Source organism: Streptomyces sp. NPDC052910 (assembly GCF_055585605.1).
On sequence record NZ_JBVJJR010000003.1, the window covers coordinates 969,365 to 993,137 of the forward strand.

The following is a 23,773-nucleotide window of genomic DNA, read 5'->3' on the forward strand; positions in this document are numbered from 1 at the left end:
TGGTCCCTCCTCGGCCTGGACAAAGCCCCCGTCCGCCGTGTGGTCCCCGCGCACGCGGGGGTGGTCCCTGCGGCGGTAAGTGATCTGGAGCTGCATTCACGTGGTCCCCGCGCACGCGGGGGTGGTCCCAGTCGGAGAACCCGGGGTCCCAACGGCGGGCCGTGGTCCCCGCCCACGCGGGGGTGGTCCCTGGGCGGACCCGGCTGTGCCGGTCGAGGAGCGGTGGTCCCCCGCACGCGGGGGTGGTCCCAGCACGGTCATCCGAAGCCAGCTCTTGATCGGGTGGTCCCCGCGCACGCGGGGGTGGTCCCCCCTACCGCGAACTCGCACGTTCGAAGGAACGGTGGTCCCCGCGCACGCGGGGGTGGTCCCCCGGGGTCGTTGGTGAGCACGTACCAGGCGTCGTGGTCCCGCGCGTGCGGGGGTGGTCCCGGCAACGCCTTGCTTGCGCCAACGTGGCCGGAGTGGTCCCACCTCGCCCGGAGGACGCATTCCCGTGAGGGGGGTCCCCGCGTGGGCGGGGGTGGTCCGTTGGCCACGCTGGCACGGGGCCGTCTCCTACCGTGGTCCCCCGTGCGCGGGAATGGTGCCACCAGAGACGGCCCCACAACTCCCCCGTCCTAGCCCGTCCCCCAACGTGACCGCAGCCCGCCCGGGCTCCCGTGGGGCCCCGGCCAGGGGGATGGCGCGGGGCCCGGTGGCGTCACATCTCGTGGTGTACGAGGTGCACGATGGCCGCCCACAAAGCTCGTGCGCCGAGTGCGGTGGCGATGCGTTTGGCCAGGTCCGTGCAGAGTGCCGCCGAGCGGGTCGACTTCTTGTCGCCCATGCCTTCCACCTCCCTTTCGGTCGAGGCGTCGGCGAGGTGGTGGTGCTGTCTCGCCGGCGCCCGCCCCCTGCGGGTGGAAAGCGGTCACCAGGCTACGGGTGCGGTACCGGGGCGGGAAGGGATGCGGGCCGGGAAAGCCGCCGGTTCGGCAGGAGGCGGTCGCGGGGGAGGCCGAACCGGACGCGGTTCCGCACCGCCCCCGGGCTCCCGGATCCTCACGCCGCCCTCCGGGCCGCCCGGTTCCTTCCGCCCGGGCCCGGTGAGAGGGCCGTCGCCAGTTCGTCCAGGGCGTCCGTGAGGAGTTCCGCGCCTCGTACCGTCACCCCTGTGTCGCCTTCCTCCGCCGACCAGGCGGCGACCGCGAGGTGGAGGGGGGTCCAGTCGAGCGGGCGGCGTTCGCGGACCGCGGTGATCGCGGTCGGGAGCAGGTCGCGGAGGGTGTCGGCGAAGTGGGCGGCGCCGGGGGAGGGTGGGGCGTCGGGGTCCGGGAGGTGGGCTTCCATGAGCATCGTGACGCGGCCCATCGTCGCCAGCGCGGACTCCGCGGCGCGTTCGGCGCTGCGGGAGAGGCCGCGGTGGCGGACGGGTTCCTTCTGGGCGCGTTCGGCCGTGTCCTCCCATTCGCGCCGTGCCGCCCGCGCGTCGAGGAGGGCCTCGCGGACGCGGCGCGGGCTGCGGCCGGCGGGGTCGGCGTGGGCGGTGAGGACGGCGAGGCTGTACTCGCCGTTGGCGCGCAGCCATTCGGCGAGCCGGTCGCGGAGCCGGCGCGTCTCCCAGACGGGGAACAGGGCGTACGCCGCCATCGCCAGCAGTCCGCCCAGCAGGGTCAGGGCCACGCGCGCCTGGACGGTCTGCGACCAGCCCTCCCCCACGACCCCCAGCAGGAACACCACGTACCCGCCGACGCACGCCGACGCGACGATGTAGCCCGCGCCCGTGAACAGGTACAGCAGCCCGACGCAGGCGACGGCGAGACCGGCGCACACGTACGGGTCCGGGTGCAGCAGCGCCGTCACCGCCGCGCCCGCCAGGACGCCGACGACCGTGCCGACGAAGCGGGCCACGCCCCGCGAGTAGGTCTGCGCGAAGTCCGGTCGCATGATCATCACGGAGGCCATGGGCGCCCAGTAGCCGTGGCCGAGGGGCAGCGCCGCGCCCAGGACGTAGCCGACGCTCGCGACGGCCGACAGCCGGACCGCGTGCCGGCCGATCGGCGACGACCAGCGCGCCTCGCGGCGGACGGCGCGGAGGGCCACCGGGATGAGCCGGTGGACGGTCGGGCGGAGGAGGTGACGGTACTCCTCCTGCGGGCGGCCGGAGGGCGGGGCGGACCCGCCGGCGACGGCCCCGGCCACGCCGGACCCGCCCGCGACCGACCCGGCTGACCCCGCAGATCCGGCGGACCCTGCGGACCCCACAGAGCCGGCGGACCCGGACCCGGCCGAAGCGGAACCGCCCGCCGCCCGCCGCGCCTGCCGCACCGGCTCGTCGCTGCCCTCGACCGCGTCGCCGAGCAGGGCGATCAGCCGGTACGCGGACCGGCGCGCCGCGCCGGTGAGCATCGGGCCGGACTCCGGCACCCGCAGCACGTCCAGCGCCTCGGGCGGCAGTCGGACGGGGCCGCCCCGGCGGACCGAGCGGGCGACGGCGTCGAGGACGGACGCGGCGGCGCCCAGCAGGTCGCGGACCCGGTCGCGTTCCGGGCCCTCGGGCGGTGCGCCGACGACCGGGTCGGCGAGGGCCGCCAGTACCGGACGCAGCCGTTCCGCGAGGCCGCGCGGACCGCCGAGCTGCCGGGGGCGGTTGCGGGCCTGGCGGGGGGTGACGGCGGCGGCGTTGCGCGCCTCCATCAGCGGCTGCGGGTCGAAGTGGGCCACCGGGTCGTGCCGCAGCCGGCGCGCGTAGTCCGCCTCGGCGGCCAGCGCGTCGGCGAGCGCGTCCCGCTGCCGCCCCCAGGGTCTGATCGGGAACACCACGATGAGCAGCGCCTGCACCAGACCGCCGACCGCGATCAGTCCCGCGTGCTCGGCCGCCCCCGCGACGGACGTCGGCAGGGTCACGGTGATCAGCATCACCGCGACGGTCTGCGTGGCCACCAGCCCGGACACCGGTCCGACGGCCCACGCCATGCCCGCCAGCAGCGTCCAGGCGGCCAGCAGCAGCAGGAACAGCACGTGACTGTAGGCGGCCAGGTAGCCGAGGAACGTGCTGACGGCCAGTCCGACCGCCACCCCGAGTGCCAGCACCGGCCTCGGCCGCCAGCTCCGCTGGAACGTCGCGAGGCCGGCGGCGAAGGCGCCGAACGCGGAGGAGACGGCGAGGGCGGGGCTGCCGAAGGTGAGCATGAGGGCCATGACGATCGCCACGCCCGACGTGCTGCGGACGGCCACGAGGGGTTCGAGTGTGGCCCGCTCGATGGTCAGCCCGGAGCGGGTGGTCTCTTTGAGGGCGCTCAACCAGGGCATGATCTTGAGCTTACGTTCCGGCGGACGATTCGGAACGGCTGGCTCCGGGTGGGGTGGCCCACCCCACGCCCCGGGGCGCGGGCGGCCCCCTCCGGAACTGCCATACCGGCCCCGACCGGCCGCCCCCGCGCCGCGCCGCCTCGGCGTCCCCCGCCGCCCGGCACCTCCTCGGGCAGCACCCGGCACGGGGGCCGCAGCCCGTCCGCGGTGCCGCTGAGGGTACTGAGGGTGCTGAGGGTGCTGAGGGGAACGCCTCGCATCGGCCGGCCGCCGGGCACGCCGCGCACGCGGCGGACGGCGCACACGCGGTGGACACCGCGCACGCGTCAGGCGCCGCCCACCCACCGGGCGGCGTCCACGCGTCAGGCGCCGCGCACGCATCGGGCGGCGTCCACGCACCGGGGCTCGTCGACGCCGTTCGCCGGCCGGCTACTTGTGGCTGGGGAACCCCAGATCCACCCCGCCGTCCTCCGGGTCCGGCCACCGCGTCGTCACGACCTTGCCCCGCGTGTAGAAGTGGACCCCGTCGTTGCCGTAGATGTGGTGATCCCCGAAGAGGGAGTCCTTCCAGCCGCCGAAGGAGTGGTAGCCCACCGGCACGGGAATGGGCACGTTCACGCCCACCATGCCCGCCTCCACCTCCAGTTGGAAGCGGCGGGCCGCGCCGCCGTCGCGGGTGAAGATCGCGGTGCCGTTGCCCCAGGGGGAGGCGTTGATCAGGGCCACGCCCTCCTCGTACGTCTCCGCGCGCAGCACGCACAGCACCGGGCCGAAGATCTCGTCGCGGTAGGCGTCCGACTCCGGTGACACCTTGTCGAGCAGTGACAGGCCGATCCAGTGGCCCTTCTCGTACCCCTCGACCGTGAAGCCGGTGCCGTCGAGGACGACCTCGGCGCCCTGCGCCGCCGCGCCCGTCACGTAGGAGGCGACGCGGTCGCGGTGTTCGGCGGTGATCAGCGGGCCCATCTCGGACGCCGGGTCGGAACCCGGTCCGATCTTGATCTTCTCGGCGCGGTCGCGGATCTTCGCGACCAGCGCGTCGCCCGTGTCGCCGACCGCGACCACCGCCGAGACGGCCATGCACCGCTCGCCCGCCGAGCCGTACGCGGCCGACACGGCGGCGTCCGCGGCGGCGTCCAGGTCGGCGTCGGGCAGGACGAGCATGTGGTTCTTGGCGCCGCCGAGCGCCTGGACGCGCTTGCCGTGCGCGGAGGCGGTGGTGTGGATGTGGCGGGCGATCGGGGTCGAGCCGACGAAGGAGACGGCGGCGACGTCCGGGTGTTCCAGCAGCCGCTCCACCGCCACCCGGTCGCCGTTGACGACGTTGAGTACACCCTCCGGAAGCCCGGCCTCCGCGGCCAGTTCCGCCAGCAGCAGCGCCGCGGACGGGTCCTTCTCGCTCGGCTTCAGCACGAACGTGTTGCCGCACGCGATCGCCAGCGGGAACATCCACATCGGCACCATCGCCGGGAAGTTGAACGGCGTGATGCCCGCCACCACGCCCAACGGCTGCCGGATCGCCGCCACGTCCACCCGGCTGGACACCTGCGTGGACAGCTCACCCTTGAGCTGGGTGGTGATGCCGCAGGCCAGCTCGACGATCTCCAGGCCGCGCGCGACCTCGCCCAGCGCGTCGGCGTGCACCTTGCCGTGTTCGGCGGTGATCAGCCGGGCCAGGTCGTCACGGCGCGCGTCGAGCAGCGCGCGGTAGGCGAAGAGGACGGACGTGCGGGCGGCGAGCGAGGACGTCCCCCACGTGGCGTACGCGGCCTTCGCCGCCGCCACCGCGGCGTCCACCTCCTCCGCCGACGCCAGCGCGACCCGCGTCGTCACCTCGCCCGTCGCCGGATCGGTCACCGGCCCGTACGCACCCGACGCGCCCTCGACGGCCCGGCCGCCGATCCAGTGGCCGACGGTCTTCGTTTCCGACGTCATCTCCGCGTCTCCTTCTTCGTCTTGGGGCGTCTTCGTGCTCAGGTGTCTTCGTCCTCGGGCGCCTTCGTGCTCAGATGCCTTCGTCTTCGGGCGCCTTTGTCTTCGGGCGCCTGCGTCCTCGGCGTGCCTCGACGGCCCGCCGACACGCCTCACAGATGGCGGCGGCGCCCCGCGGCTCCCCGTTCGTACTCCTCCCGGGCCCGCACGGCGGCAGGGCGGGTCGCGGTGCGGGCGACGGGCACATCCCACCACGCCTGGGCGGGCGGCGCGCCCGGCACACTGTCGGGCGTCGCGGTCTCCACGTGGACACATGTGGGCCGGGTCGCCGCCCGCGCCGCCGCCAGCGCCTCCGGCAGTTCGCCGGCGGTCCGGACACGGAGGACGTCGAGGCCGAGGGAGGCCGCGTTGGCGGCGAGGTCGACCGGGAGCGGATCGCCCGTGTACGTACCATCGGGCGCCAATCGCCGGTAGGCGGTGCCGAATCCCTCGGCACCCACCGCCTCCGAGAGGCCGCCGATCGACGCGTAGCCGTGGTTCTGGAGGATCACCACCTTGATGTCCAGCCCCTCCTGCACCGCCGTCACCAGCTCCGTCGGCATCATCAGGTACGTGCCGTCGCCCACCAGCGCCCACACCGGGCCGCGGCCCGCCAGCCGGACACCGATGGCGGCCGGGATCTCGTAGCCCATGCAGGAGTAGCCGTACTCGACGTGGTAGTCGCCGCCGCGCGAGCGCCACAGCCTGTGCAGGTCGCCGGGGAGCGAGCCGGCCGCGTTGACGAGCACGTCGTCACCGTCGACGAGACGGTCGAGCGCGCCCAGCACCTGGATCTGCGTCGGCCGGGCGGCCGGGTCCGGGTGCGGGGCGAAGGCCCGGCCGACCACCCGGTCCCACTCCTCCCTCCCCCGCGCGTACTCGCGCGCGTACTCCTCCGGCACCCGGTATCCGTCCAACTCCCCGGCCAGCGCCTCCAGCCCCGCCCGCGCGTCCGCCGTCACGGCGAGCCCGGCGAGCTTGTGGGCGTCGGCGGACGAGACGTTGAGGTTGACGAAGCGGACGCCGGGGTCGGCGAAGAGGGTGGACGAGGCGGTGGTGAAGTCCGTGTAGCGGGTGCCGACGCCGACGACCACGTCCGCCGTCCGGGCCAGCGCGTCGGCGACGGCCGTACCGGTGTGCCCGATCCCGCCGACGTCGGTGCACGTCGTGTGGTGCACGGCGCCCTTGCCGGACTGGGTGAAGGCCATCGGGATGCCGGTGGCCTCGGAGAGCGAGCGCAGCGCCGCCTCGGCGCCGCTGTGCCGGACCCCGCCGCCACAGACCAGCAACGGACGGCGGGCCGACCGGACGACGGCCGCCGCCTCCGCCACGGCCGCCGGGTCGGGCGCCGGGCGGCGGACGTGCCAGACGCGGTCGGCGAAGAACTCCGCCGGCCAGTCGTACGCCTCCGCCTGCACGTCCTGCGGCAGGGCGAGGGTCACCGCGCCCGTCTCCACCGGGTCCGCGAGCACCCGCATCGCCTGGAGCGCGGCCGGAACGAGCGCCTCCGGGCGGGTGACCCGGTCGAACCACCGCGACACCGGCCGCAGGCAGTCGTTGACGGAGACGTCCCCGGCGCCGGGGTGTTCGAGCTGCTGGAGGACGGGGTCGGCCGGGCGCGTCGCGAACGTGTCGCCCGGGAGCAGCAGGACGGGCAGGTGGTTGACGGTCGCGAGGGCGGCGCCGGTGACGAGGTTGGTGGCGCCGGGGCCGATGGACGTGGTGACGGCGTGCGCGGACAGCCGGTCCGCGGTCCGGGCGTAGCCGACGGCCGCGTGGACCATGGCCTGTTCATTGCGCCCCTGGTGGAACGGCATGCGGTCACGGCCGGTCTCCAGCAGCGCCTGTCCGATCCCGGCGACGTTGCCGTGCCCGAAGATGCCCCAGCAGGCGGCGATCAGGCGGCGGCGCTCGCCGTCCCGTTCGGTGTACTGGTGGGCGAGGAACTCCACCAGGGCCTGGGCGACGGTCAGCCGTCGGGTGCCTGGGACGCGTGCGGTCCGTGGGGTCATCGGGTGTCTCCCGCGGGATAGAGCGGCAGCCGGGGGTCGGCCGGCTGCCGGGACCAGGTGGCGCGGATCCAGGCGTGGTCGGGGTGGTCGCGGATCAGCCACTCCCGGGGGCCGGGGCCCGCCATGACGTTGAGGTAGTACAGGGAGTGGCCGGGCGCGGCGACGGACGGGCCGTGCCAGCCGTCGGGGATCAGCACCGCGTCGCCGGTGCGGACCTCCGCGAGGACATCGGTTCCCCCGGCGCGGGAAGGCGACACCCGCTGGTAGCCGAGGCCGGGTTCGCCGCCGGGGCCCGGGGCGACCTCGAAGTAGTAGATCTCCTCCAGCCGGGACTCCTCCCCCGGCCGGTCCTCGTCGTGCTTGTGCGGCGGGTACGAGGACCAGTTGCCGCCGGGGGTGAGAACCTCGACGGCGATCAGCCGGTCACAGGCGAAGACGTCCGCCGCCGCGAAGTTGTTGACCTGCCGCGAGCAGCCGCCCGCGCCGCGCAGTTCGACGGGGACGGCGGGCGCGGGCCCGTACCGCGCGGGGAAGCGCTGCTCGCAGCGGGCCCCGGCGAGCGCGAACCGCCCGCCGGCCGGCGCGGTCACCGTGACGCGTGCGTCCCGTGGGACGTACGCGAAGTCGGTGACGGCGGTGAACACGCTGTCCCGCCCGCGCAGGGTGAACGTCGCACTGTCGAGGACGGCGACCGTGCAGCCGCCCGCCAGCGGCAGCACGATCCACTCGCTGTCACCGGTGGGAAAGGAGTGGGTCCCGCCGGGCGGGAGGCTGAGAATCCGCAACGCCGAGCGGTCCCACCCGGCGCGGGCGGGGTCGACGTCCAACGCGTAGGGGCCACGGGCTGCACTGCCGGCGGGGAGGTGGGTCATGGGGCGCGTACTCCTCGGGGACGGGGGCGAGGCGGGGGGCGAGGCGGGGGCAGGTGGGGGGCGGGGCGAGGCGAGGTCGGAGACGAGGCAGGGGGCAAGTCGGAGGCAGGTGGGAGGCGAGGCAGGGGCGCAGGGGCGGGGCGAGTCGGGGCGCAGGTCGAGGACGGGGGCGGGGGCGAGCCGGGGCGGGGGCGAGTCGAGAACGAGGGCGAGCCGGGGTCGGGCGGGCTTGGGGCGAGGGTGGACGGAGGTGGGGCTGGGGCCCCGGTCTCCGTTCTTCCTCCCCCGGCTGCGGCGCGGGGACGCGTGATGCCGGGACGCGAGGTGCGGGGACGCGAGGGCATGCCGGGGCCAGGGCCCCGGGGGCTGACGCGGCCTCACCCCCACGGCAGCCCAAGTCCTCCTCACCGCAGCAGCCCCGCCACCCGGTCCACCGCCTTCGCCACGTCGCCGTCCGGCGGATAGAGCAGTGCCCGGCCCGCGACCATCCCCCGCACACCCGGCAGGCGCAGGGCCGTGTCCCAGCGTTCGTACGCCCGCTCGGCGTCGTCGGGCCGGGCGCCCGCGTCTCCGCCGAGGAGGACGACGGGGAGGGTCGTGGCGCGGAGTACCCGGGCCATGGCGGAGGCGTCGTCGGTCACCGGGACCTTGAGCCAGGTGTAGGCCGACGTGGAGCCGAGGCCGGAGGCGATCGCGAGGGAGGTGGTGACGGCCTCGGGGGTGAGGTCGGTGCGGAGCGGGCCGCCGAATCCGCCTTGCCCGCCGCCGAGTCCGCCTTGTCCGCCGCCGGGCGCGCCGCCGTCCCGCCGGCAGAGGAACGGTTCGACGAAGACCGGCAGCCGGCGCGCGGCCATGGCGTCGACGGCCCGGGCCGCGGACTCCAGGGTGCGCAGCGAGCCGGGGTCGTCCGGATCGATGCGGAGCAGCAGCTTCCCGGCGTCGAAGCCGCGCCGGGCGAGGTCCTCGGCGCTCGGGCCGGTGAAGCGGTCGTCGAGTTCGAAGGAGGCGCCGAAGAGGCCGCCGCGGTTCATGGAGCCCATGACGATCTTGCCGTCCAGGGCGCCGAGCAGCAGCAGATCGTCGAGGATGTCCGAGGTGGCCAGCACGCCGTCCACACCCGGCCGGGAGAGCGCGACGCACAGGCGTTCCAGCAGGTCGGCGCGGTCGGCCATGGCCAGGCGGCGACCGCCGGCGGAGAGGGCGCCGCGCGCGGTGTGGTCGGCGGCGACGACCAGCAGCCGGCCGGAGGGCCCGAGCAGCGGGCGGCGTGCGCGGCGCGCGGCGGCCTCGGCGATGGCTTCCGGGTGACGGCTGCGGACGGTGGTGAGATCGGCGATGCGGACGCGCGGGGTCACGGGCGTGGGTCTCCTGGCGCGGCGGGCCGGGAAGCGCCGGGATGCGAGGCCTCGGGCCGGTGATTCGCACACCCGGGCGCCTTGGGCCAGGAATCCGCGCGCCCGGACGCCTCGGGTCGGGACCCCGCGCACCCGGCCGCCTCGGGCCGGACATTCGCAGGTCCGGACTCCTCGGTTCGGGGAGCCTCCGGCCCAGGCACTTCGGGCCGGGAATCCGCTGACCGGGAAAGCGGCGACCAGGCCGACTCCTGACGGGCGCCCTCCGGACGAGCCGCCCCGCCCCCGGCGGACTCCGCCAGCAGCGCCTCCACCTCCTCCGGCCGCGGCATGGCCGACGAGCAGGCGAGCCGGGAGGCGACGAGGGCGCCGGCGGCGTTGGCGTAGCGGAGGACGTCGGCCAGGGGGCGGCCGGCGAGGAGGCCGTGGCAGAGGGCGCCGCCGAACGCGTCGCCCGCGCCGAGGCCGTTGAGCACCTCGACAGGGACGGGTGGCACGTCGGCGCGGGTGCCGTCGCGGTGCAGGGCGAGGACGCCGTCGGGTCCGCGCTTGACGACGGCGAGTTCGGCGCCCGCGGCGAGCAACGCCCGTGCGGCGGCTTCGGGTTCGCGTTCGCCGGTGGCGGTCTCGCACTCGTCGAGGTTGCCGACGGCGACCGTCGCGTGCCGCAGGGCCGCCGCGTAGTGCGGGCGCGCGGCGGCCGCGGCGGCGGCGCCCGTCCGGCCGCCCGCGCCGGAGGCGCCGCCCTCGCCGCCCCAGAACAGCGGCCGCCAGTCGAGGTCGAAGACCGTGATGCCGCACCGGTCGCGGGCCGTGAGCGCGGCGAGGGTCGCGGTCCGGCTGGGCTCCTCGCACAGGCCCGTGCCGGTGACCCAGAGGATCCGGGCGGCGCGGATCGCCGCCAGGTCCAGTTCCTCGGTGCGGATTTCCAGGTCGGGCGCCTTGGGGCGGCGGTAGAAGTACAGCGGGAAGTCGTCCGGCGGGAAGATCTCGCAGAAGGTGACGGGCGTCGGGTGGGCGGGGACGGGCGTCACCCAGCGGTCGTCGACTCCGAAGCGGCGGAGTTCGGTGTGCAGGTAGGTGCCGAAGGGGTCGGCGCCGGTGCGGCTGACCAGCGCCGCGCGGCGGCCCAGTCGGGCGGCGGCGACGGCCACGTTGGCCGCCGAGCCGCCGAGGAACTTACCGAAGGTGTCCACCTCCGCCAGCGGGACGCCGGCCCGGAGCGGATAGAGGTCCACGCCGAGCCGGCCCATGGCGATCAGGTCGTAGGGGGGCTGCGGTCCGTCCGGCTCGCTCATGGGGTCAGGTGTAACCGGGCCCGTCGAACCGTGTCAAGGATTTGTCCTTACATATTGACTTCCCGGCGCGTCCCCTGAGGGATTGACGTTACGTCCGTATGTCCTGTCCAAGCCTTGACACCCCCTCACCGGCCTTGGAAGCTACGGACAACCGGAGCACGGACAACCGGAGTACGGACAGCCGGAGCACGGACAACCGAAGCCACAAGCCACGGACATCCCCACCGGTGAGACCCCGGCGAGAGGAGAGAGCCGCATGCTCGACCGGATCCGCGTCGGTTCGGCGCCCGACTCCTGGGGCGTCTGGTTCGCCGACGACCCCGCGCAGGTCCCCTGGCGGCGCTTCCTGGACGAGGTCGCCGACGCGGGCTACCGCTGGATCGAGCTCGGCCCCTACGGCTACCTCCCCACCGACCCGGCCCGGCTGCGCGACGAGACCGCCCGCCGCGGCCTGGGCGTCTCGGCCGGAACGGTCTTCACCGCCCTGCACCGCGGCCCCGCCGTCTGGGACGCCACCTGGGAGCACGTCGCCCGGGTCGCCGCCCTGGCCCGCGACACCGGCGCCCGCCACCTCGTCGTCATCCCGTCCTTCTGGCGCGACGACCGGACCGCCGAGCGGATCGAGGACCCTGAACTGACGCCCGAGCAGTGGCGCCTGCTGGCCGCCGGCACGGAACGCCTCGCCCGGCAGGTCCGCGACGCGTACGGGCTGGAGATCGCCGTGCATCCGCACGCCGACACACACATCGACACCGAGGAGCACGTCGAACGCTTCCTGGACGCGACCGATCCCGCGCTGGTGCGGCTGTGCCTGGACACCGGGCACTACGCGTACTGCGGTGGCGACAGCGTCAAGCTCATCGAGACGTACGGGGAGCGGATCGGCTACCTCCACCTCAAGCAGGTGGATCCCGACGTGCTCGCCGACGTCGTCGCGCGGGGGACGGCGTTCGGGCCGGCCGTGCGGCAGGGGGTGATGTGCGAGCCGCCTCACGGGGTGCCGGCGCTTCCGCCCGTTCTGGCCGCGGCTTCCCGGCTCGGCGTCGACCTGTTCGCCATCGTCGAGCAGGACATGTATCCGTGCGCGCCGGACGCTCCGCTGCCCATCGCGCGGCGGACGCGCGCGTTCCTGCGCTCGTGCGGCGCGTAGCGCCGCGGTGTCCGAGCCCCGGCCCCGCCCTTTCACCGTTTCCTGCGGGAGGGCCCGCACCCCGATGAAAGCGGCTTCGCCGCCTGTCCTCGGACTCCCCCGGAGGGGGCACCCCCGGACGGGCTGACCATCCGGCCCGTCCGGCGCTTGGGGGGGCGGGGGCGCAGCCCCCGCAAGAAACGGGAAGGGGCGGGTCAGGGGCAAACCCATCCACCCCACAAGGACCCACCGAATGAAAAACCTCCGCATCGCCCTCCTGGGCGCAGGCCGCATCGGCTCCTTCCACGCCACCACCCTCACCCGCCACACGGAAGGCGTAGGCGAACTCCTGATCGCCGACGCCGACGCCCGCCGCGCCGCCGCCCTCGCGACTCGCGTCCAAGCGAAAGCGCTCGACTCGCCGGAGGAGGCGTTCACGGCCGCCGGCGTCGACGCCGTCGTCATCGCCTCGGCCACCGCCGCCCACGCCGACCTGATCACCCGAGCCGCCCAAGCCGGCCTCCCCGCCTTCTGCGAGAAGCCGATCGCCGTCGACCTCGCCGGCACGGCCCGCGCCCTGGCCGAGGCGGAACGAGCGGGCGTCCTGCTCCAGATCGGCTTCCAGCGCCGCTTCGACGCCGGTTTCCGCGCCGCGCGCGAGGCGCTGCGGGCCGGGCGGCTGGGCCGGGTGCACACGATCCGGACCGTCACCTCCGATCCCGCGCCGCCGCCGGCGGAGTTCCTTCCCCTGTCCGGCGGCTTGTTCCGCGACTGCATGGTGCACGACTTCGACACCGTCCGGTGGCTGACGGGACGGGAGGTGGTGGAGGTGTACGCCCGGGGCACGGACGCGGGGGCGCCCGCGTTCCGGGAGCACGGCGACGTGGACACCGCCTGCGCGCTCCTCACCCTGGACGACGGCACGCTGGTGTCGGCGACCGCCACCCGCTACAACGGCGCGGGCTACGACGTCCGGACGGAGCTGTGCGGGGACCGCGACCAGTGGGCGGTGGGCCTCGGCGCCCGGACACCGCTCACCTCCGCCGAACCGGCCGGGCCGGGCGCCCCGGACCGCCCCTGGCCCGGGTTCCTCGAACGCTTCGAGAGCGCGTACCGCGCCGAGCTGGACGCCTTCGTGCGCGCCGTGCGCGGCGCGCGGGACAGCCCGTGCCCCGGCCGCGAGGGCCTGAACGCCCTGCTGGTCGCCGAGGCGTGCGAGCTCTCCCGCCGGGAGAACCGGCCGGTGAGCCCGTCGGAACCGGCCGCGGCGGCCGGGCTCGGCTGACCGCCCGGACGGCGGCCGTCCGAACACCACGTCCCTGCCGGGTTACGAGCGTCACGGCCCGGTCAGTCTTCCTCGACAGCCGTTCCACAACCCCGCCCGCCCGGCTCGTCCGGGGCACTCCCCGGACGAGGCTGCGTGATCGAGAACGGCGGCGTCGCGGACCCCCCGACGGATCCCCTCCGTGGCCGCGGCGCAGCGGAGAGGCGCGAGAGATGACCGACCGTCGACTCTGGTCCTACAAGGAGATCGCCGCACACATCGGGGTGCAGACCGATACGGTGCGGTCCTACCGCAAGCACGGCCTGCTGCCGTCACCCGACCTGACCGAGGGCGGGAAACCGTACTGGTTCGCCGACACCATCCGGCTGTGGGTCGCCGAACGCCCCGGCAACCGGGCCCGGCGCGAGCGCCGGGGCTGAACCGCCCCGGAACCCGGGACCGGAGACCGGAACCCGGGACCGGAGACCGGAGGCCGGACCCCGGTCAATACCCCCCGGGGGTATGATGGCAGCGCAGTCGCCAACCGGTCCACTTCACCGAGGAGCACAGCATGACGCACGGAACGACCGCCGGGACCACCACCGTCTACCAGGTGACCGGCATGACCTGCGGCCACTGTGAGAGCGCGGTCGGCAGCGAGCTCTCCGCGCTCGACGGGGTGACCTCCGTCAAGGCCGAGGCCTCCGCCGGCCGGGTCACCGTGGTCTCCGACGGCCCGCTGGACGACGAGGCCGTACGGGCCGCCGTGGACGAGGCGGGGTACGAGCTGGTGGGCCGCGTCTGACCGGGCGCCCCCCACCGGCCGCCGGGCGTCACCCGCCGGCCTCGCCTTACCCCTGAGACAAGGGCCCTGATTTCCGTTCAGGGCCCTTGCCCTTTTCCGCCCCCTTTGACTGACGAAAACAAGAGACCTAGATCACAGCAATTCCGGGGTAACCATTCCTCGTCCGGATTGGTCTAACCAGGCAGTGCTGGATCGTCTTGGGGGACGGGCCGGCCACGCGTGGCCGGGACACGTACCCGGGGAGCTTTGAGCGGCCCTCCCGTACGTACGTTGTCCCGGCAGATCGCGTCCGAGAGACGGCGCACCCGGTGCGCCGGAGAACGGTGAGCGCGCGGCGCGCATTCGGACTCCCGGGCGGATCCCGTGGGGGGAATCCGTTCCGGGGCGGAAAGCGCCCCGCTCCGACCCGTGGGGGGATCGGAGCCGGGGCGCTTTTCATTGATGCCATGTACAACTGCCTCGGATGCCATGTACATGTGCTACGTACATCATCTTTTATTAGGGGTAACCGTCGGTATACCCCTACCGCCGGTATACCCCCACCGCCGCCACACCCCTGGCGGTGGACAGCCCACGCGAACGGCGCCCCCGCCGTCCCCCCGAAGGGGGAGGCGAGGGCGCCGTACCGGCGACCCCTGGGGGTCGGCAGGCTTCGGACCCCTACGGGTCAGCGGGCCTCGACGGGCACGAAGTCGCGCTCGACGACGCCGGTGTAGATCTGGCGCGGGCGGCCGATGCGGGAACCCGGCTCCTTGATCATCTCGTGCCACTGGGCGATCCAGCCGGGCAGCCGGCCGAGCGCGAAGAGCACGGTGAACATCTCGGTCGGGAAGCCCATCGCCCGGTAGATGAGACCGGTGTAGAAGTCCACGTTGGGGTAGAGGTTGCGCGAGACGAAGTAGTCGTCGCTGAGCGCGTGCTCCTCCAGCTTGAGCGCGATCTCCAGCAGCTCGTCGTCCTTGCCCAGGGCGGAGAGGACGTCGTGCGCCGCGGCCTTGATGATCTTCGCCCGGGGGTCGAAGCTCTTGTAGACGCGGTGCCCGAAGCCCATCAGGCGGACGCCGTCCTCCTTGTTCTTCACCTTGCGGATGAAGGAGTCGACGTCGCCGCCGGAGTTCTTGATGGACTCCAGCATCTCCAGGACGGCCTGGTTGGCGCCGCCGTGCAGCGGACCCCAGAGGGCGTTGATGCCCGCGGAGATGGACGCGAACAGGTTGGCCTGCGAGGAGCCCACCAGGCGCACGGTCGACGTGGAGCAGTTCTGCTCGTGGTCGGCGTGCAGGATGAGCAGCTTGTCCAGGGCGCTCACGACGACCGGGTCCAGGTCGTACTCGGCGGCCGGCACCGAGAACGTCATGCGCAGGAAGTTCTCGACGTAGCCGAGGTCGTTACGCGGGTAGACCACCGGGTGGCCGACGGACTTCTTGTACGCGTAGGCCGCGATCGTCGGCAGCTTGGCGAGGAGCCGGATCGTGGAGAGATCGCGCTGCTTCTCGTCGAAGGGGTTGTGGCTGTCCTGGTAGAACGTCGACAGGGCGCTGACCACGGACGACAGCATGGCCATCGGGTGGGCGTCGCGCGGGAAGCCGTCGTAGAACCGCTTGACGTCCTCGTGCAGCAGGGTGTGGCGGGTGATCTCGTCCTGGAAGCGCGACAGCTCGTCGGCGGTCGGCAGCTCACCGTTGATCAGCAGGTACGCCGTCTCGGTGAACGTGCTGCGCTCGGCGAGCTGCTCGATGGGGTAGCCGCGGTAGCGCAGGATGCCCTGCTCGCCGTCCAGGTAGGTGATGGCGGACTTGTAGGCGGCGGTGTTGCCGTAACCGGAGTCCAGGGTCACCAGACCGGTCTGGGCGCGCAGCTTGCCGATGTCGAAGCCCTTGTCACCGACGGTGCTGTCGATCACCGGGTAGCTGTACTCGCCGTCCCCGTAACGCACTACTACAGAGTTGTCGCTCACGTCATCCCTCACCGACGTTGTGCCTCTTCTTCGAGGTGCCCTGACTACCCCTACCTTCCCCCATTTGGACGCGGTCCGTGCACTCGGGGTCGGCCATAGGGCCCAAGAGCGGCACTGAGTGCCGTCCAGCGTGCCATCCTGCCCCCTTCGCCCCGATTGGTAAACCGCTCAGAGACGAACACCACCTCCCACGGCGAGCCGGTGATCGAGCGCGGTGCACCGCCGGCCCGCGCCGACCGTGCGCACGGCCTGCCCGAGGGCGCGTCGCGAGCCGACCAGCACGACGAGGCGTTTCGCCCGGGTTACCGCCGTATAGAGAAGATTGCGCTGGAGCATCATCCAGGCGCCGGTGGTCACCGGGATCACCACCGCCGGGTACTCGCTGCCCTGCGAGCGGTGGATGGTCACGGCGTAGGCGTGGGCGAGCTCGTCGAGCTCCGCGAAGTCGTAGCCGACCTCCTCGTCCTCGTCGGTGCGCACGGTCAGCCGCTGCTCGTCCGGGTCCAGGCCGGTGACGACGCCGACCGTGCCGTTGAAGACGCCGTTCGCGCCCTTCTCGTAGTTGTTGCGGATCTGCGTCACCTTGTCGCCCACCCGGAAGACGCGCCCGCCGAAGCGGCGCTCGGGCAGGTCCGGGCGGGCGGGGGTAACGGCCTGCTGGAGCAGCCCGTTGAGGGCGGCGGCGCCGGCCGGGCCGCGGTGCATCGGGGCGAGCACCTGGACGTCCCGGCGGGGATCGAGCCCGAACCTGGCGGGGATCCGGCGGGCCGCCACGTCCACGGTGAGCCGGCCGGCCTCCTCGGTGTCCTCCTCGGCGAAGAGGAAGAAGTCCGCGAGACCCGTGGTGATCGGCGGAACGCCCGAGTTGATGCGGTGGGCGTTGGTCACCACCCCCGACTGCCGCGCCTGCCGGAAGACGCGCGTCAGCCGCACGGCGGGGACGGGGCTCCCGGGGGCCAGCAGATCGCGCAGCACCTCGCCCGCGCCCACCGACGGCAACTGGTCCACGTCCCCGACGAGCAGCAGGTGGGCGCCGGGGGCCACGGCCTTGACCAGCTTGTTGGCCAGCAGCAGATCGAGCATGGACGCCTCGTCGACGACCACCAGGTCGGCGTCGAGCGGCCGGTCCCGGTCGTACGCGGCGTCGCCGCCGGGCTTGAGCTCCAGCAGCCGGTGGACGGTGGACGCCTCGGCGCCGGCGAGCTCCGCGAGGCGCTTGGCGGCGCGGCCGGTGGGCGCGGCGAGGACCACCTTCGCCCGTTTGGCGCGCGCGAGTTCGACGACGGACCGCACGGTGAAGGACTTGCCGCAGCCGGGACCGCCGGTGAGGACGGCGACCTTGCCGGTGAGCGCGAGCCGGACCGCGTCCCGCTGCTCCGGGGCGAGTTCGGCGCCGGTGCGGCCGGCGAGCCAGGTCAGGGCCCGGTCCCAGTCGACGTCCCGGAAGGCGGCCAGCCGGTCCTCCTCGGCGCGCAGCAGTCTCGAAAGCTGTCCGGCGAGGGAGAGTTCGGCCCGGTGGAAGGGGACGAGGTAGACGGCGGTGACCGGCTGTCCGTCCTCCGGGCCGGGGACGGTCTCGCGGACCACGCCCTCCTCGTCGGCGGCGAGTTCGGCCAGGCACTCGATCACCAGTCCGGTGTCCACCTGGAGGAGCTTCACGGCGTCGGCGATCAGCCGTTCCTCGGGGAGGAAGCAGTGCCCCTGGTCGGCGGACTGCGAAAGGGCGTAGCGGAGACCGGCCTTGACGCGTTCGGGGCTGTCGTGCGGGATGCCGACGGACTGGGCGATCCGGTCGGCGGTGAGGAAGCCGATGCCCCACACGTCGGCGGCCAGCCGGTACGGCTCCTTCCGGACGACGGAGATGGAGGCGTCGCCGTACTTCTTGTAGATGCGGACGGCGATGGAGGTGGAGACCTCGACGGTCTGGAGGAAGAGCATGACCTCCTTGATGGCCTTCTGCTCCTCCCAGGCGGCGGCGATCTTCTTCGTCCGCTTGGGGCCGAGGCCCGGGACCTCGATCAGCCGCTCGGTCTCCTCCTCGATGATCCGCAGGGTGTCGGTGCCGAAGTGCTGCGTGATGCGGTCGGCGAAGATCGGGCCGATGCCCTTGACCAGGCCGGATCCCAGGTAGCGGCGGATGCCCTGGACGGTGGCGGGGAGCACCGTCGTGTAGTTCTCCACCGTGAACTGGCGGCCGTATTGCGGGTGCGAGCCCCACCGCCCCTCCATCCGCAGCGACTCGCCGACCTGGGCGCCGAGGAGCGAGCCGACGACCGTGAGCAGGTCGCCGGAACCGCGGCCGGTGTCCACCCGGGCGACGGTGTAACCGTTCTCCTCGTTGGCGTAGGTGATGCGTTCGAGCACCCCTTCGACCACTGCCGGTTGCGCCATGGAGTGACCGTACCGCCGGGGTACGACAACGCCGCGGCGGGGCGGCGCGGGACGCTCCGGACCGCGATTCGAGGGGCCCGGTCCCCTGACCGAGCCCCTCGTTTCCCCCCGGCCGGCTTCCCCCTGATCCCCCCGGATACCTCCCCCGGGAAGCCGGATGCCACATACGACAGCCGGGAGGCCCGGGAGGTTGCGGCCCATCCGAAGCGTTATCGATCCGTTACCCGAAGTGGCGAGAAGTCCGTTACGCATGGGGAAGCCGGTTCTTTGTGAAACTGGCTTTCTCCACTCTCGCTGTCCCCGGCCTCCCCCTCTCCGACGTCTCGCGGCTCGCCGCCGCGCACGGCTGGGACGGGGTCGAGCTCCGCGCCCACCCCGAGGAGCCCCTCCACCCCGGTGTCGGCCCGGCCGAACGGGCGGACGCCGTACGGCGCTTCGCGGCGGACGGGGTGCAGATCCTGGGAGTGGCCGGGTACGCCCGGGTGGCCGGGCCCGGACCCGACGAGCCGGTGTTCGGCGAACTGGACGCGCTCGTCCGGCTCGCCGCGGACCTGGGAGCCCCCTACGTCCGGGTGTTCCCCGGCGCCGGCGAGCAGCCGGCCGACGGCGACGACTCCGCGGAGGACACCGCCGCGCGCCGGCTGGCCTGGGTCGCCCCGCTCGCCGCCGACCTGGGTGTCCAGGTGCTGCTGGAGACCCACGACTCGCACCCGCGCGCCCAGGACGTGGTCCGGATGCTGGGCCCGGTCGGCCACCGCAACGTCGGCGCCCTCTGGGACCTGCTGCACACCTGGCGGAACGGCGAGACCCCGGCCGTCAGCCTGCCCGCCCTCGCCCCGCACCTCGGATACGTCCAGGTCAAGGACGTCGCCTCGGCGGAGGACACCGCCCCGCTGCCGCTGGGCACGGGCGCGGTGCCGGTCGCGGCGTGCGTGGCGGAGCTCGTCGCGGCCGGTTACGACGGCTGGCTGTGCTGGGAGTACGAGAAGCGGTGGCACCCGGAGGCGCCGGACTTCGCGGGACTGGCCGGGCCGGGCCGGGAGTACCTGAGCGGACTGCTGGGCGCCTGACGGGCCGCCGGCGGCGAAGCCCCGACGGCCGGCCGGTCCTCAGTCCGCCGCCACCGTCACGGCGATCCCCGCCAGGGCCGCCCCCGTCACGTACCGCTGGACGCGCAGCCAGCGGGGGCGGCGGCCCAGGAACGCGGCCACGGACCCGGCCCCCACGGCGATCAGGCCGTTGACGGTGAGCGCGACGGTGATCTGCGTCAGGCCGATCAACAGGCTCTGCAGCGGGACGGATCCCCGGTCGGGGTCGACGAACTGCGGCAGCACCGAGACGTACAGGATCGCGATCTTCGGGTTGAGCAGATTGGTGACGAAACCCATCACGAACAGACGCCGGGGCGGGTCCGGGGGCAGCGGCTTCGGGGCGAACGCCGAGGTGCCGCCCGGCCGCAGGGCCTGCCACGCCAGCCAGGCCAGGTAGCAGGCGCCCGCCAGCTTCACCGCCGTGTAGACGGCCGGCACCAGGGCGAAGAGGGCGGCGATCCCGGCGACCGCGGCCAGCAGGTAGACGAGGAAGCCCGCGGCGACGCCCAGCAGCGAGATCAGCCCCGCGCGCCGCCCCTGTGTCACCGAACGGGACACCAGATACATCATGTTGGGCCCCGGAGTGAGCACCATGCCCAGGGCCACCAGGGCCATGCCCGTCACCGCGTGCCAGGTGACCACGGAGAACTCCTCATTCGGTACAGGGGTACGGGGTACGGGGTCGGAACGGAGGTCATGGGGCGGTGCTCTGCGGCGCGGCGGCCGGTCCGCCCGTGCGCACCACCCGGCGGAAGGCCGGCCGCCCCGACCCCGCCAGCGAGGCCACCGCGATGCCGCCGACCAGCAGCACCGCCGCGCACCACCGCAGGGGGCTCACCTCCTCGTCGAGCAGCAGCGCGGCCGACGACATCCCGAAGACCGGCACGAGCAGCGAGAAGGGGGCCACGGCCGAGGCGTCGTAGGTGCGCAGCAGGTGCCCCCAGAGCCCGAAACCGAGCACCGTGCTGATCCAGGCGACGAACAGCAGCGACCCGACGCCGCTCCAGTCCAGGGAGCGCAGCGCCTCGGCGTCGGCGTGCGGGCCCTCCACCGCGAGGGAGAGGACGAGCAGCGGCAGGACCGGGACGGCGCTGACCCAGACGATGAACCGGAAGGCGTCCGGTGCGGCGGCCTTGCGGGTCAGGATGTTGGAGACGCCCCAGAAGGCCGCCGCGGCGATGACGAGGGCGAAGCCAAGGAACGGCCCGGACAGTCCTTCGTCGACCGCCGCGACCACGATCCCGGCGACCGCCACGGCCAGCCCCACCGCCCGCGCCCCGCGCAGCCGTTCGCCCAGTGTCACGACGGCGAAGAGGGCGGTGAACACCGCCTGCGCCTGGAGGACCAGCGAGGACAGCCCGGCGGGCATCCCCGCGCGCATGCCGATGAACAGCAGCCCGAACTTGCCCACGCCCAGAGCCAGTCCGACCCCGATGATCCAGCGCCACTTCACCGGCGGCCGGCCGACGAAGAAGAGCGCGGGGACGGCGGCGGCGAGGAAGCGCAGGGCGTCGAAGAGGAGGGGCGGGAAGTGGTCGAGACCGACATCGATGACGACGAAGTTGACGCCCCACAAGGCGGCGACGAAGACGGCGAGGAGAAGATGGCGGGGTCGCATGGGATCAGCATCACGGCCCGGAACCGTGCAGCACCAGTTCATCTTCCTTCACCATGGCATTGAGCGTTGCTTCAACGACCGGCGGCTTCAGGGACTGAAGGCCGCAGAGACCGACGGCCGCGACGACCGACGGCCGCGACGACTGACGGCTTCGACGACCGACGGCTTCGACGACGGAGGCTTGGAACTGTGCTGGACCTGTCCCGAATGCGTGCCCTGCACGCCGTATCCGTCCACGGCTCGGTCAGCGCGGCGGCGATCGCCCTGGGCTACACCCCGTCCGCCGTGTCGCAGGCGATCGCCAAACTGGAGCGGGAGACGCGCACGCCCCTGCTGGAGCGGCGCGGCCGCGGCGTGGTGCTCACGGACGCCGCCCTGCGGCTCGCGGACACCGCGCGGGAGCTGCTGGCCCTGGTCGAACGGGCCGAGACCGAGCTGGACGAGCGCCGCGGACTGCCCACCGGGCGGCTGACCATCGCCGCGTTCCCCACGGCCGCCCGGGACCTGCTGCCGGGCGTGCTCGCGCGGCTGGCCAAGGAGCACCCGACCGTCGACGCCCGGATGTCGGAGGTCGACCCGCACCTGTCGGTGGGGCTGGTCGCGCAGGGGGCGGTCGACCTGGCCGTGGCCCATGACTGGGACATCCACCCGCTGCCCGCGCCGGAGGGCATGGAACGGGTGACGCTGGGCGAGGACCGGTGCGACGTGATCGTCCCCCGGGGCCACCGGCTGGCCGAACGGAAAGTGATCGTCGCCACCGACCTGGCGCACGAACGGTGGGTCTGCCAGCCGCCCGGCACCGTCTGCCACGACTGGCTGGTCCGGACCCTGCGGGCGACCGGCGACGAGCCGGACCTCGTCCACCAGGTGGCCGAGTTCCAGACCCAGCTCGCGCTGGTGAACGCCGGCCTGGGCGTCGCCGTCGTCCCCCGGCTGGGCCGCGGGACGCTGCCGCCCGGCGTGGTGGCGCTGCGGTTCGATCCCGTGCCCGTACGGCGGTTGTACGCCTACTGGCGGATCGGCGCCGCGCGGCGTCCGGCGATCACCGAGACCGTCCGGTTGCTGCGCGCGGCGGCGGCGCAGGCCTGATCCCGGGGCCCGGGGCGCCCTCACCGGAGCACCGGCGCCGGCGTCCCGGGACGTCCGGGGGAACGCGACGGCGGGCACCCCCTGCCGGGAGCGCCCGCCGTACCGCCCTGCCCGTACCCTACGGACGCAGCGCGCTCTGCTTGTCGGTCTTCACGCGGTCGAGCTTGGCGTCGAACGGGGCGAGCGGCTTGGCGGCCTTCTCGTCCTTCTCGACGGCCTTGGGTGCCACGCCGGCCCACTTCAGGACCTCGGCCGTGGCCTTGGCCCGCTCGTCGGCGACCAACTGGGCGATGTTCGAGCCGTGGTTGCCGCCGGGGGCGTAGAAGCGGAAGTCGTGCCGCGCCTCGGCGCCCTTGCCCAGACGGAACGGTTCACCGCTCCACGGGTCGTTCTGCCCGTAGACGAACAGCATGTTCCGGCTGTCCTGGCGCACCCAGCGGTCGACGTCCGCCATCGCGCCGGAGCGGAAGGTCATCGGGATGTCCCGGGGCACGTACGAACGCGGCTGGTTGATGCCGGGGTACCGCAGCACGCCCTTGAGGTGCGGGTACTTCACCGTGGGGGCGCCGAGCTGGGTGCCCGCCTGGTAGTAGTACGGGGTGAAGCGCTCCAGGCCCTGGTCCGTGTAGCCGTCGAAGCCCGAGATGTCGTCGATGAACTTGTACAGCTCGTCGGTGGACGCCTTGGTGGCCGGGACGGAGGCGCAGTCGCTCTGCAGGTGGTACTGCCAGAAGGACCACACCAGGTCCAGGACGACGTTCTCGTACGCCTTGTCGGCGCTGCCGACGACCTTGAACGACTTGCCGTTCTCCTTCGCCCACTTCTCGTACCGGGCGACGATCTCGTCCCGGCGGACGAGCGCCTCGCGCTGCACGGAGTTGAGCTGGTTGCGGCAGGCCCGGTCGCCGACGTTCCGGAAGAACTTGTCGTACGCCGAGTCTTCCTTGTCGTTCACGTCGTTGGGCGCGACGTAGGCGACCGTGCCGTTCATGTCGTTCGGGTAGAAGCGGCGGAAGTAGGTGGCCGTCATGCCGCCCTTGCTGCCGCCGGTGGCCAGCCAGTTCTTGGTGTAGACCGGCTTGAGCGCCTGGAAGAGGCGGTGCTGGTCGCTCGCGGCCTGCCAGATGTCCAGCTTGGACCAGTCGGCGGGCTGCGGGCGCGACGGGGTGAAGAACCGGTACTCCATCGACACCTGGTTGCCGTCCACGATGCGCGTGGGCTCGCTGCGGCTCGGGTTGGTGGAGACGTTGTAGCCGGAGGTGAAGAACACGGTGGGACGGTCGGTGTCCTTGTGCAGCAGGGTGAAGCGCTGCTCGAACGTGCCCTTGCCGGGGTTCCGGTGGTCGACCGGCTGCCGGTACGACATCACGAGGTAGCGGTAGCCCTGGTAGGGCTTCTCCTCGACGAACTTCATCCCGGGAATCCGCAGGATGCGGTCCTTGATGTCGGCCTGCGGGGCGGTGGTCGCCGCCGCCTCCGCCGTGGCGCTGCCGGCGCCGATCGCTCCTATGAGCATCGTCGCCGCCAGCAGCGATCTGAGAGCCTTGCGCATGCGCCCTCCCCTGGGTTCGCAAAGGTCGCCGTGAACCTATCGGGGGTGACATGCGTTGCGCCAGACCCTTTGTCCTCG

General features: G+C 73.5%; 17 protein-coding genes, 1 pseudogene and 1 CRISPR repeat array (1 of these 19 only partly in view). Of the genes and pseudogenes, 6 read left to right on the forward strand and 12 right to left on the reverse strand.

Going from position 1 to position 23,773, the window contains the following annotated elements; all coding sequences use genetic code 11:
* A CRISPR array of direct repeats spans positions 1-372; the repeat unit is 29 nt; unit sequence GTGGTCCCCGCGCACGCGGGGGTGGTCCC (it extends 83 nt beyond the left edge of the window).
* 331 nt (positions 373-703) lie between these two features.
* The 7 genes from ACZ6X9_RS15305 to iolC form a co-directional block, all read right to left on the reverse strand.
* Complete coding sequence (locus ACZ6X9_RS15305; protein ID WP_469778454.1) at positions 704-829, reverse strand: hypothetical protein; 126 nt, start codon at positions 827-829, stop codon at positions 704-706.
* A 215-nt stretch (positions 830-1,044) separates the two neighbouring features.
* Positions 1,045-3,294, reverse strand: coding sequence for an FUSC family protein (locus tag ACZ6X9_RS15310; RefSeq protein ID WP_469778455.1), 2,250 nt, complete (start codon positions 3,292-3,294; stop codon positions 1,045-1,047).
* A gap of 429 nt (positions 3,295-3,723) precedes the next feature.
* Complete coding sequence (locus ACZ6X9_RS15315; RefSeq protein ID WP_469778456.1) at positions 3,724-5,229, reverse strand: CoA-acylating methylmalonate-semialdehyde dehydrogenase; 1,506 nt, start codon at positions 5,227-5,229, stop codon at positions 3,724-3,726.
* A gap of 149 nt (positions 5,230-5,378) precedes the next feature.
* A complete protein-coding gene (gene iolD / locus ACZ6X9_RS15320; protein ID WP_469778457.1) occupies positions 5,379-7,277 on the reverse strand; it encodes a 3D-(3,5/4)-trihydroxycyclohexane-1,2-dione acylhydrolase (decyclizing) in 1,899 nt (632 codons plus the stop codon).
* Complete coding sequence (gene iolB, locus ACZ6X9_RS15325) at positions 7,274-8,149, reverse strand: 5-deoxy-glucuronate isomerase (RefSeq protein ID WP_469778458.1); 876 nt, start codon at positions 8,147-8,149, stop codon at positions 7,274-7,276. The genes iolD and iolB overlap by 4 nt, the downstream gene beginning before the upstream one ends.
* 404 nt (positions 8,150-8,553) lie before the next feature.
* Positions 8,554-9,504, reverse strand: a complete 951-nt coding sequence (locus ACZ6X9_RS15330) for a Cgl0159 family (beta/alpha)8-fold protein (protein WP_469778459.1) — start codon at positions 9,502-9,504, stop codon at positions 8,554-8,556.
* The gene (gene iolC / locus ACZ6X9_RS15335; RefSeq protein ID WP_469778460.1) at positions 9,501-10,799 is read right to left on the reverse strand and encodes a 5-dehydro-2-deoxygluconokinase; all 1,299 of its coding nucleotides are present in this window, start codon (positions 10,797-10,799) and stop codon (positions 9,501-9,503) included. The genes ACZ6X9_RS15330 and iolC overlap by 4 nt, the downstream gene beginning before the upstream one ends.
* 256 nt (positions 10,800-11,055) lie before the next feature.
* On the opposite strand from iolC, the gene ACZ6X9_RS15340 reads away from it, so the two are divergent.
* From ACZ6X9_RS15340 to ACZ6X9_RS15355, 4 genes and pseudogenes are all read left to right on the forward strand, one after another.
* Positions 11,056-11,949, forward strand: coding sequence for a sugar phosphate isomerase/epimerase family protein (locus ACZ6X9_RS15340; RefSeq protein ID WP_469778461.1), 894 nt, complete (start codon positions 11,056-11,058; stop codon positions 11,947-11,949).
* 232 nt (positions 11,950-12,181) lie between these two features.
* Positions 12,182-13,213: a Gfo/Idh/MocA family protein gene (locus ACZ6X9_RS15345; protein WP_469778462.1), complete on the forward strand. Its 1,032-nt coding sequence runs from the start codon at positions 12,182-12,184 to the stop codon at positions 13,211-13,213.
* 212 nt (positions 13,214-13,425) lie between these two features.
* Entirely contained in the window at positions 13,426-13,632 is a 207-nt protein-coding gene (locus ACZ6X9_RS15350) for a helix-turn-helix transcriptional regulator (RefSeq protein WP_469778463.1), read from the forward strand.
* Positions 13,633-13,717: 85 nt separating this feature from the next.
* Positions 13,718-13,997, forward strand: a pseudogene (locus ACZ6X9_RS15355) (heavy-metal-associated domain-containing protein).
* Between the two features lie 667 nt (positions 13,998-14,664).
* On the opposite strand, the gene ACZ6X9_RS15360 reads toward ACZ6X9_RS15355, so the two are convergent.
* Together ACZ6X9_RS15360 and recD2 are read right to left on the reverse strand one after the other, a co-directional pair.
* A complete protein-coding gene (locus ACZ6X9_RS15360; protein WP_436783454.1) occupies positions 14,665-15,954 on the reverse strand; it encodes a citrate synthase in 1,290 nt (429 codons plus the stop codon).
* 168 nt (positions 15,955-16,122) lie between these two features.
* A complete protein-coding gene (gene recD2, locus ACZ6X9_RS15365) occupies positions 16,123-18,345 on the reverse strand; it encodes an SF1B family DNA helicase RecD2 (RefSeq protein ID WP_469778464.1) in 2,223 nt (740 codons plus the stop codon).
* A 269-nt stretch (positions 18,346-18,614) separates the two neighbouring features.
* Between recD2 and ACZ6X9_RS15370 the strand changes: the two genes are divergently transcribed.
* Positions 18,615-19,415 (forward strand): sugar phosphate isomerase/epimerase family protein, encoded by an 801-nt coding sequence (locus tag ACZ6X9_RS15370; protein ID WP_469778465.1) that lies wholly within the window; start codon positions 18,615-18,617, stop codon positions 19,413-19,415.
* Between the two features lie 39 nt (positions 19,416-19,454).
* On the opposite strand, the gene ACZ6X9_RS15375 is transcribed toward ACZ6X9_RS15370, so the two are convergent.
* Both ACZ6X9_RS15375 and ACZ6X9_RS15380 read right to left on the reverse strand, forming a co-directional pair.
* Entirely contained in the window at positions 19,455-20,078 is a 624-nt protein-coding gene (locus ACZ6X9_RS15375; RefSeq protein ID WP_469778466.1) for a LysE family translocator, read from the reverse strand.
* Between the two features lie 52 nt (positions 20,079-20,130).
* Entirely contained in the window at positions 20,131-21,054 is a 924-nt protein-coding gene (locus ACZ6X9_RS15380; protein WP_469778467.1) for an EamA family transporter, read from the reverse strand.
* A gap of 189 nt (positions 21,055-21,243) precedes the next feature.
* Here ACZ6X9_RS15380 and ACZ6X9_RS15385 point away from each other — a divergent pair, with 189 nt between their 5' ends.
* Positions 21,244-22,143: a LysR family transcriptional regulator gene (locus ACZ6X9_RS15385; protein WP_469778468.1), complete on the forward strand. Its 900-nt coding sequence runs from the start codon at positions 21,244-21,246 to the stop codon at positions 22,141-22,143.
* A gap of 118 nt (positions 22,144-22,261) precedes the next feature.
* On the opposite strand, the gene ACZ6X9_RS15390 is transcribed toward ACZ6X9_RS15385, so the two are convergent.
* Positions 22,262-23,695, reverse strand: a complete 1,434-nt coding sequence (locus ACZ6X9_RS15390) for a S28 family serine protease (RefSeq protein ID WP_469778469.1) — start codon at positions 23,693-23,695, stop codon at positions 22,262-22,264.
* Positions 23,696-23,773: the final 78 nt, after the last annotated feature.

Bases quoted from the DNA above. Each gene is read 5' to 3' on its own strand.
- ACZ6X9_RS15315 (WP_469778456.1), bottom strand. From the start codon at position 5,229: ATGACGTCGGAAACGAAGACCGTCGGCCACTGGATCGGCGGCCGGGCC.
- ACZ6X9_RS15390 (WP_469778469.1), bottom strand. From the start codon at position 23,695: ATGCGCAAGGCTCTCAGATCGCTGCTGGCGGCGACGATGCTCATAGGA.
- ACZ6X9_RS15350 (WP_469778463.1), top strand. From the start codon at position 13,426: ATGACCGACCGTCGACTCTGGTCCTACAAGGAGATCGCCGCACACATC.
- ACZ6X9_RS15340 (WP_469778461.1), top strand. From the start codon at position 11,056: ATGCTCGACCGGATCCGCGTCGGTTCGGCGCCCGACTCCTGGGGCGTC.
- recD2 (WP_469778464.1), bottom strand. From the start codon at position 18,345: ATGGCGCAACCGGCAGTGGTCGAAGGGGTGCTCGAACGCATCACCTAC.
- ACZ6X9_RS15380 (WP_469778467.1), bottom strand. From the start codon at position 21,054: ATGCGACCCCGCCATCTTCTCCTCGCCGTCTTCGTCGCCGCCTTGTGG.
- iolD (WP_469778457.1), bottom strand. From the start codon at position 7,277: ATGACCCCACGGACCGCACGCGTCCCAGGCACCCGACGGCTGACCGTC.
- iolB (WP_469778458.1), bottom strand. From the start codon at position 8,149: ATGACCCACCTCCCCGCCGGCAGTGCAGCCCGTGGCCCCTACGCGTTG.
- iolC (WP_469778460.1), bottom strand. From the start codon at position 10,799: ATGAGCGAGCCGGACGGACCGCAGCCCCCCTACGACCTGATCGCCATG.
- ACZ6X9_RS15310 (WP_469778455.1), bottom strand. From the start codon at position 3,294: ATGCCCTGGTTGAGCGCCCTCAAAGAGACCACCCGCTCCGGGCTGACC.
- ACZ6X9_RS15345 (WP_469778462.1), top strand. From the start codon at position 12,182: ATGAAAAACCTCCGCATCGCCCTCCTGGGCGCAGGCCGCATCGGCTCC.
- ACZ6X9_RS15305 (WP_469778454.1), bottom strand. From the start codon at position 829: ATGGGCGACAAGAAGTCGACCCGCTCGGCGGCACTCTGCACGGACCTG.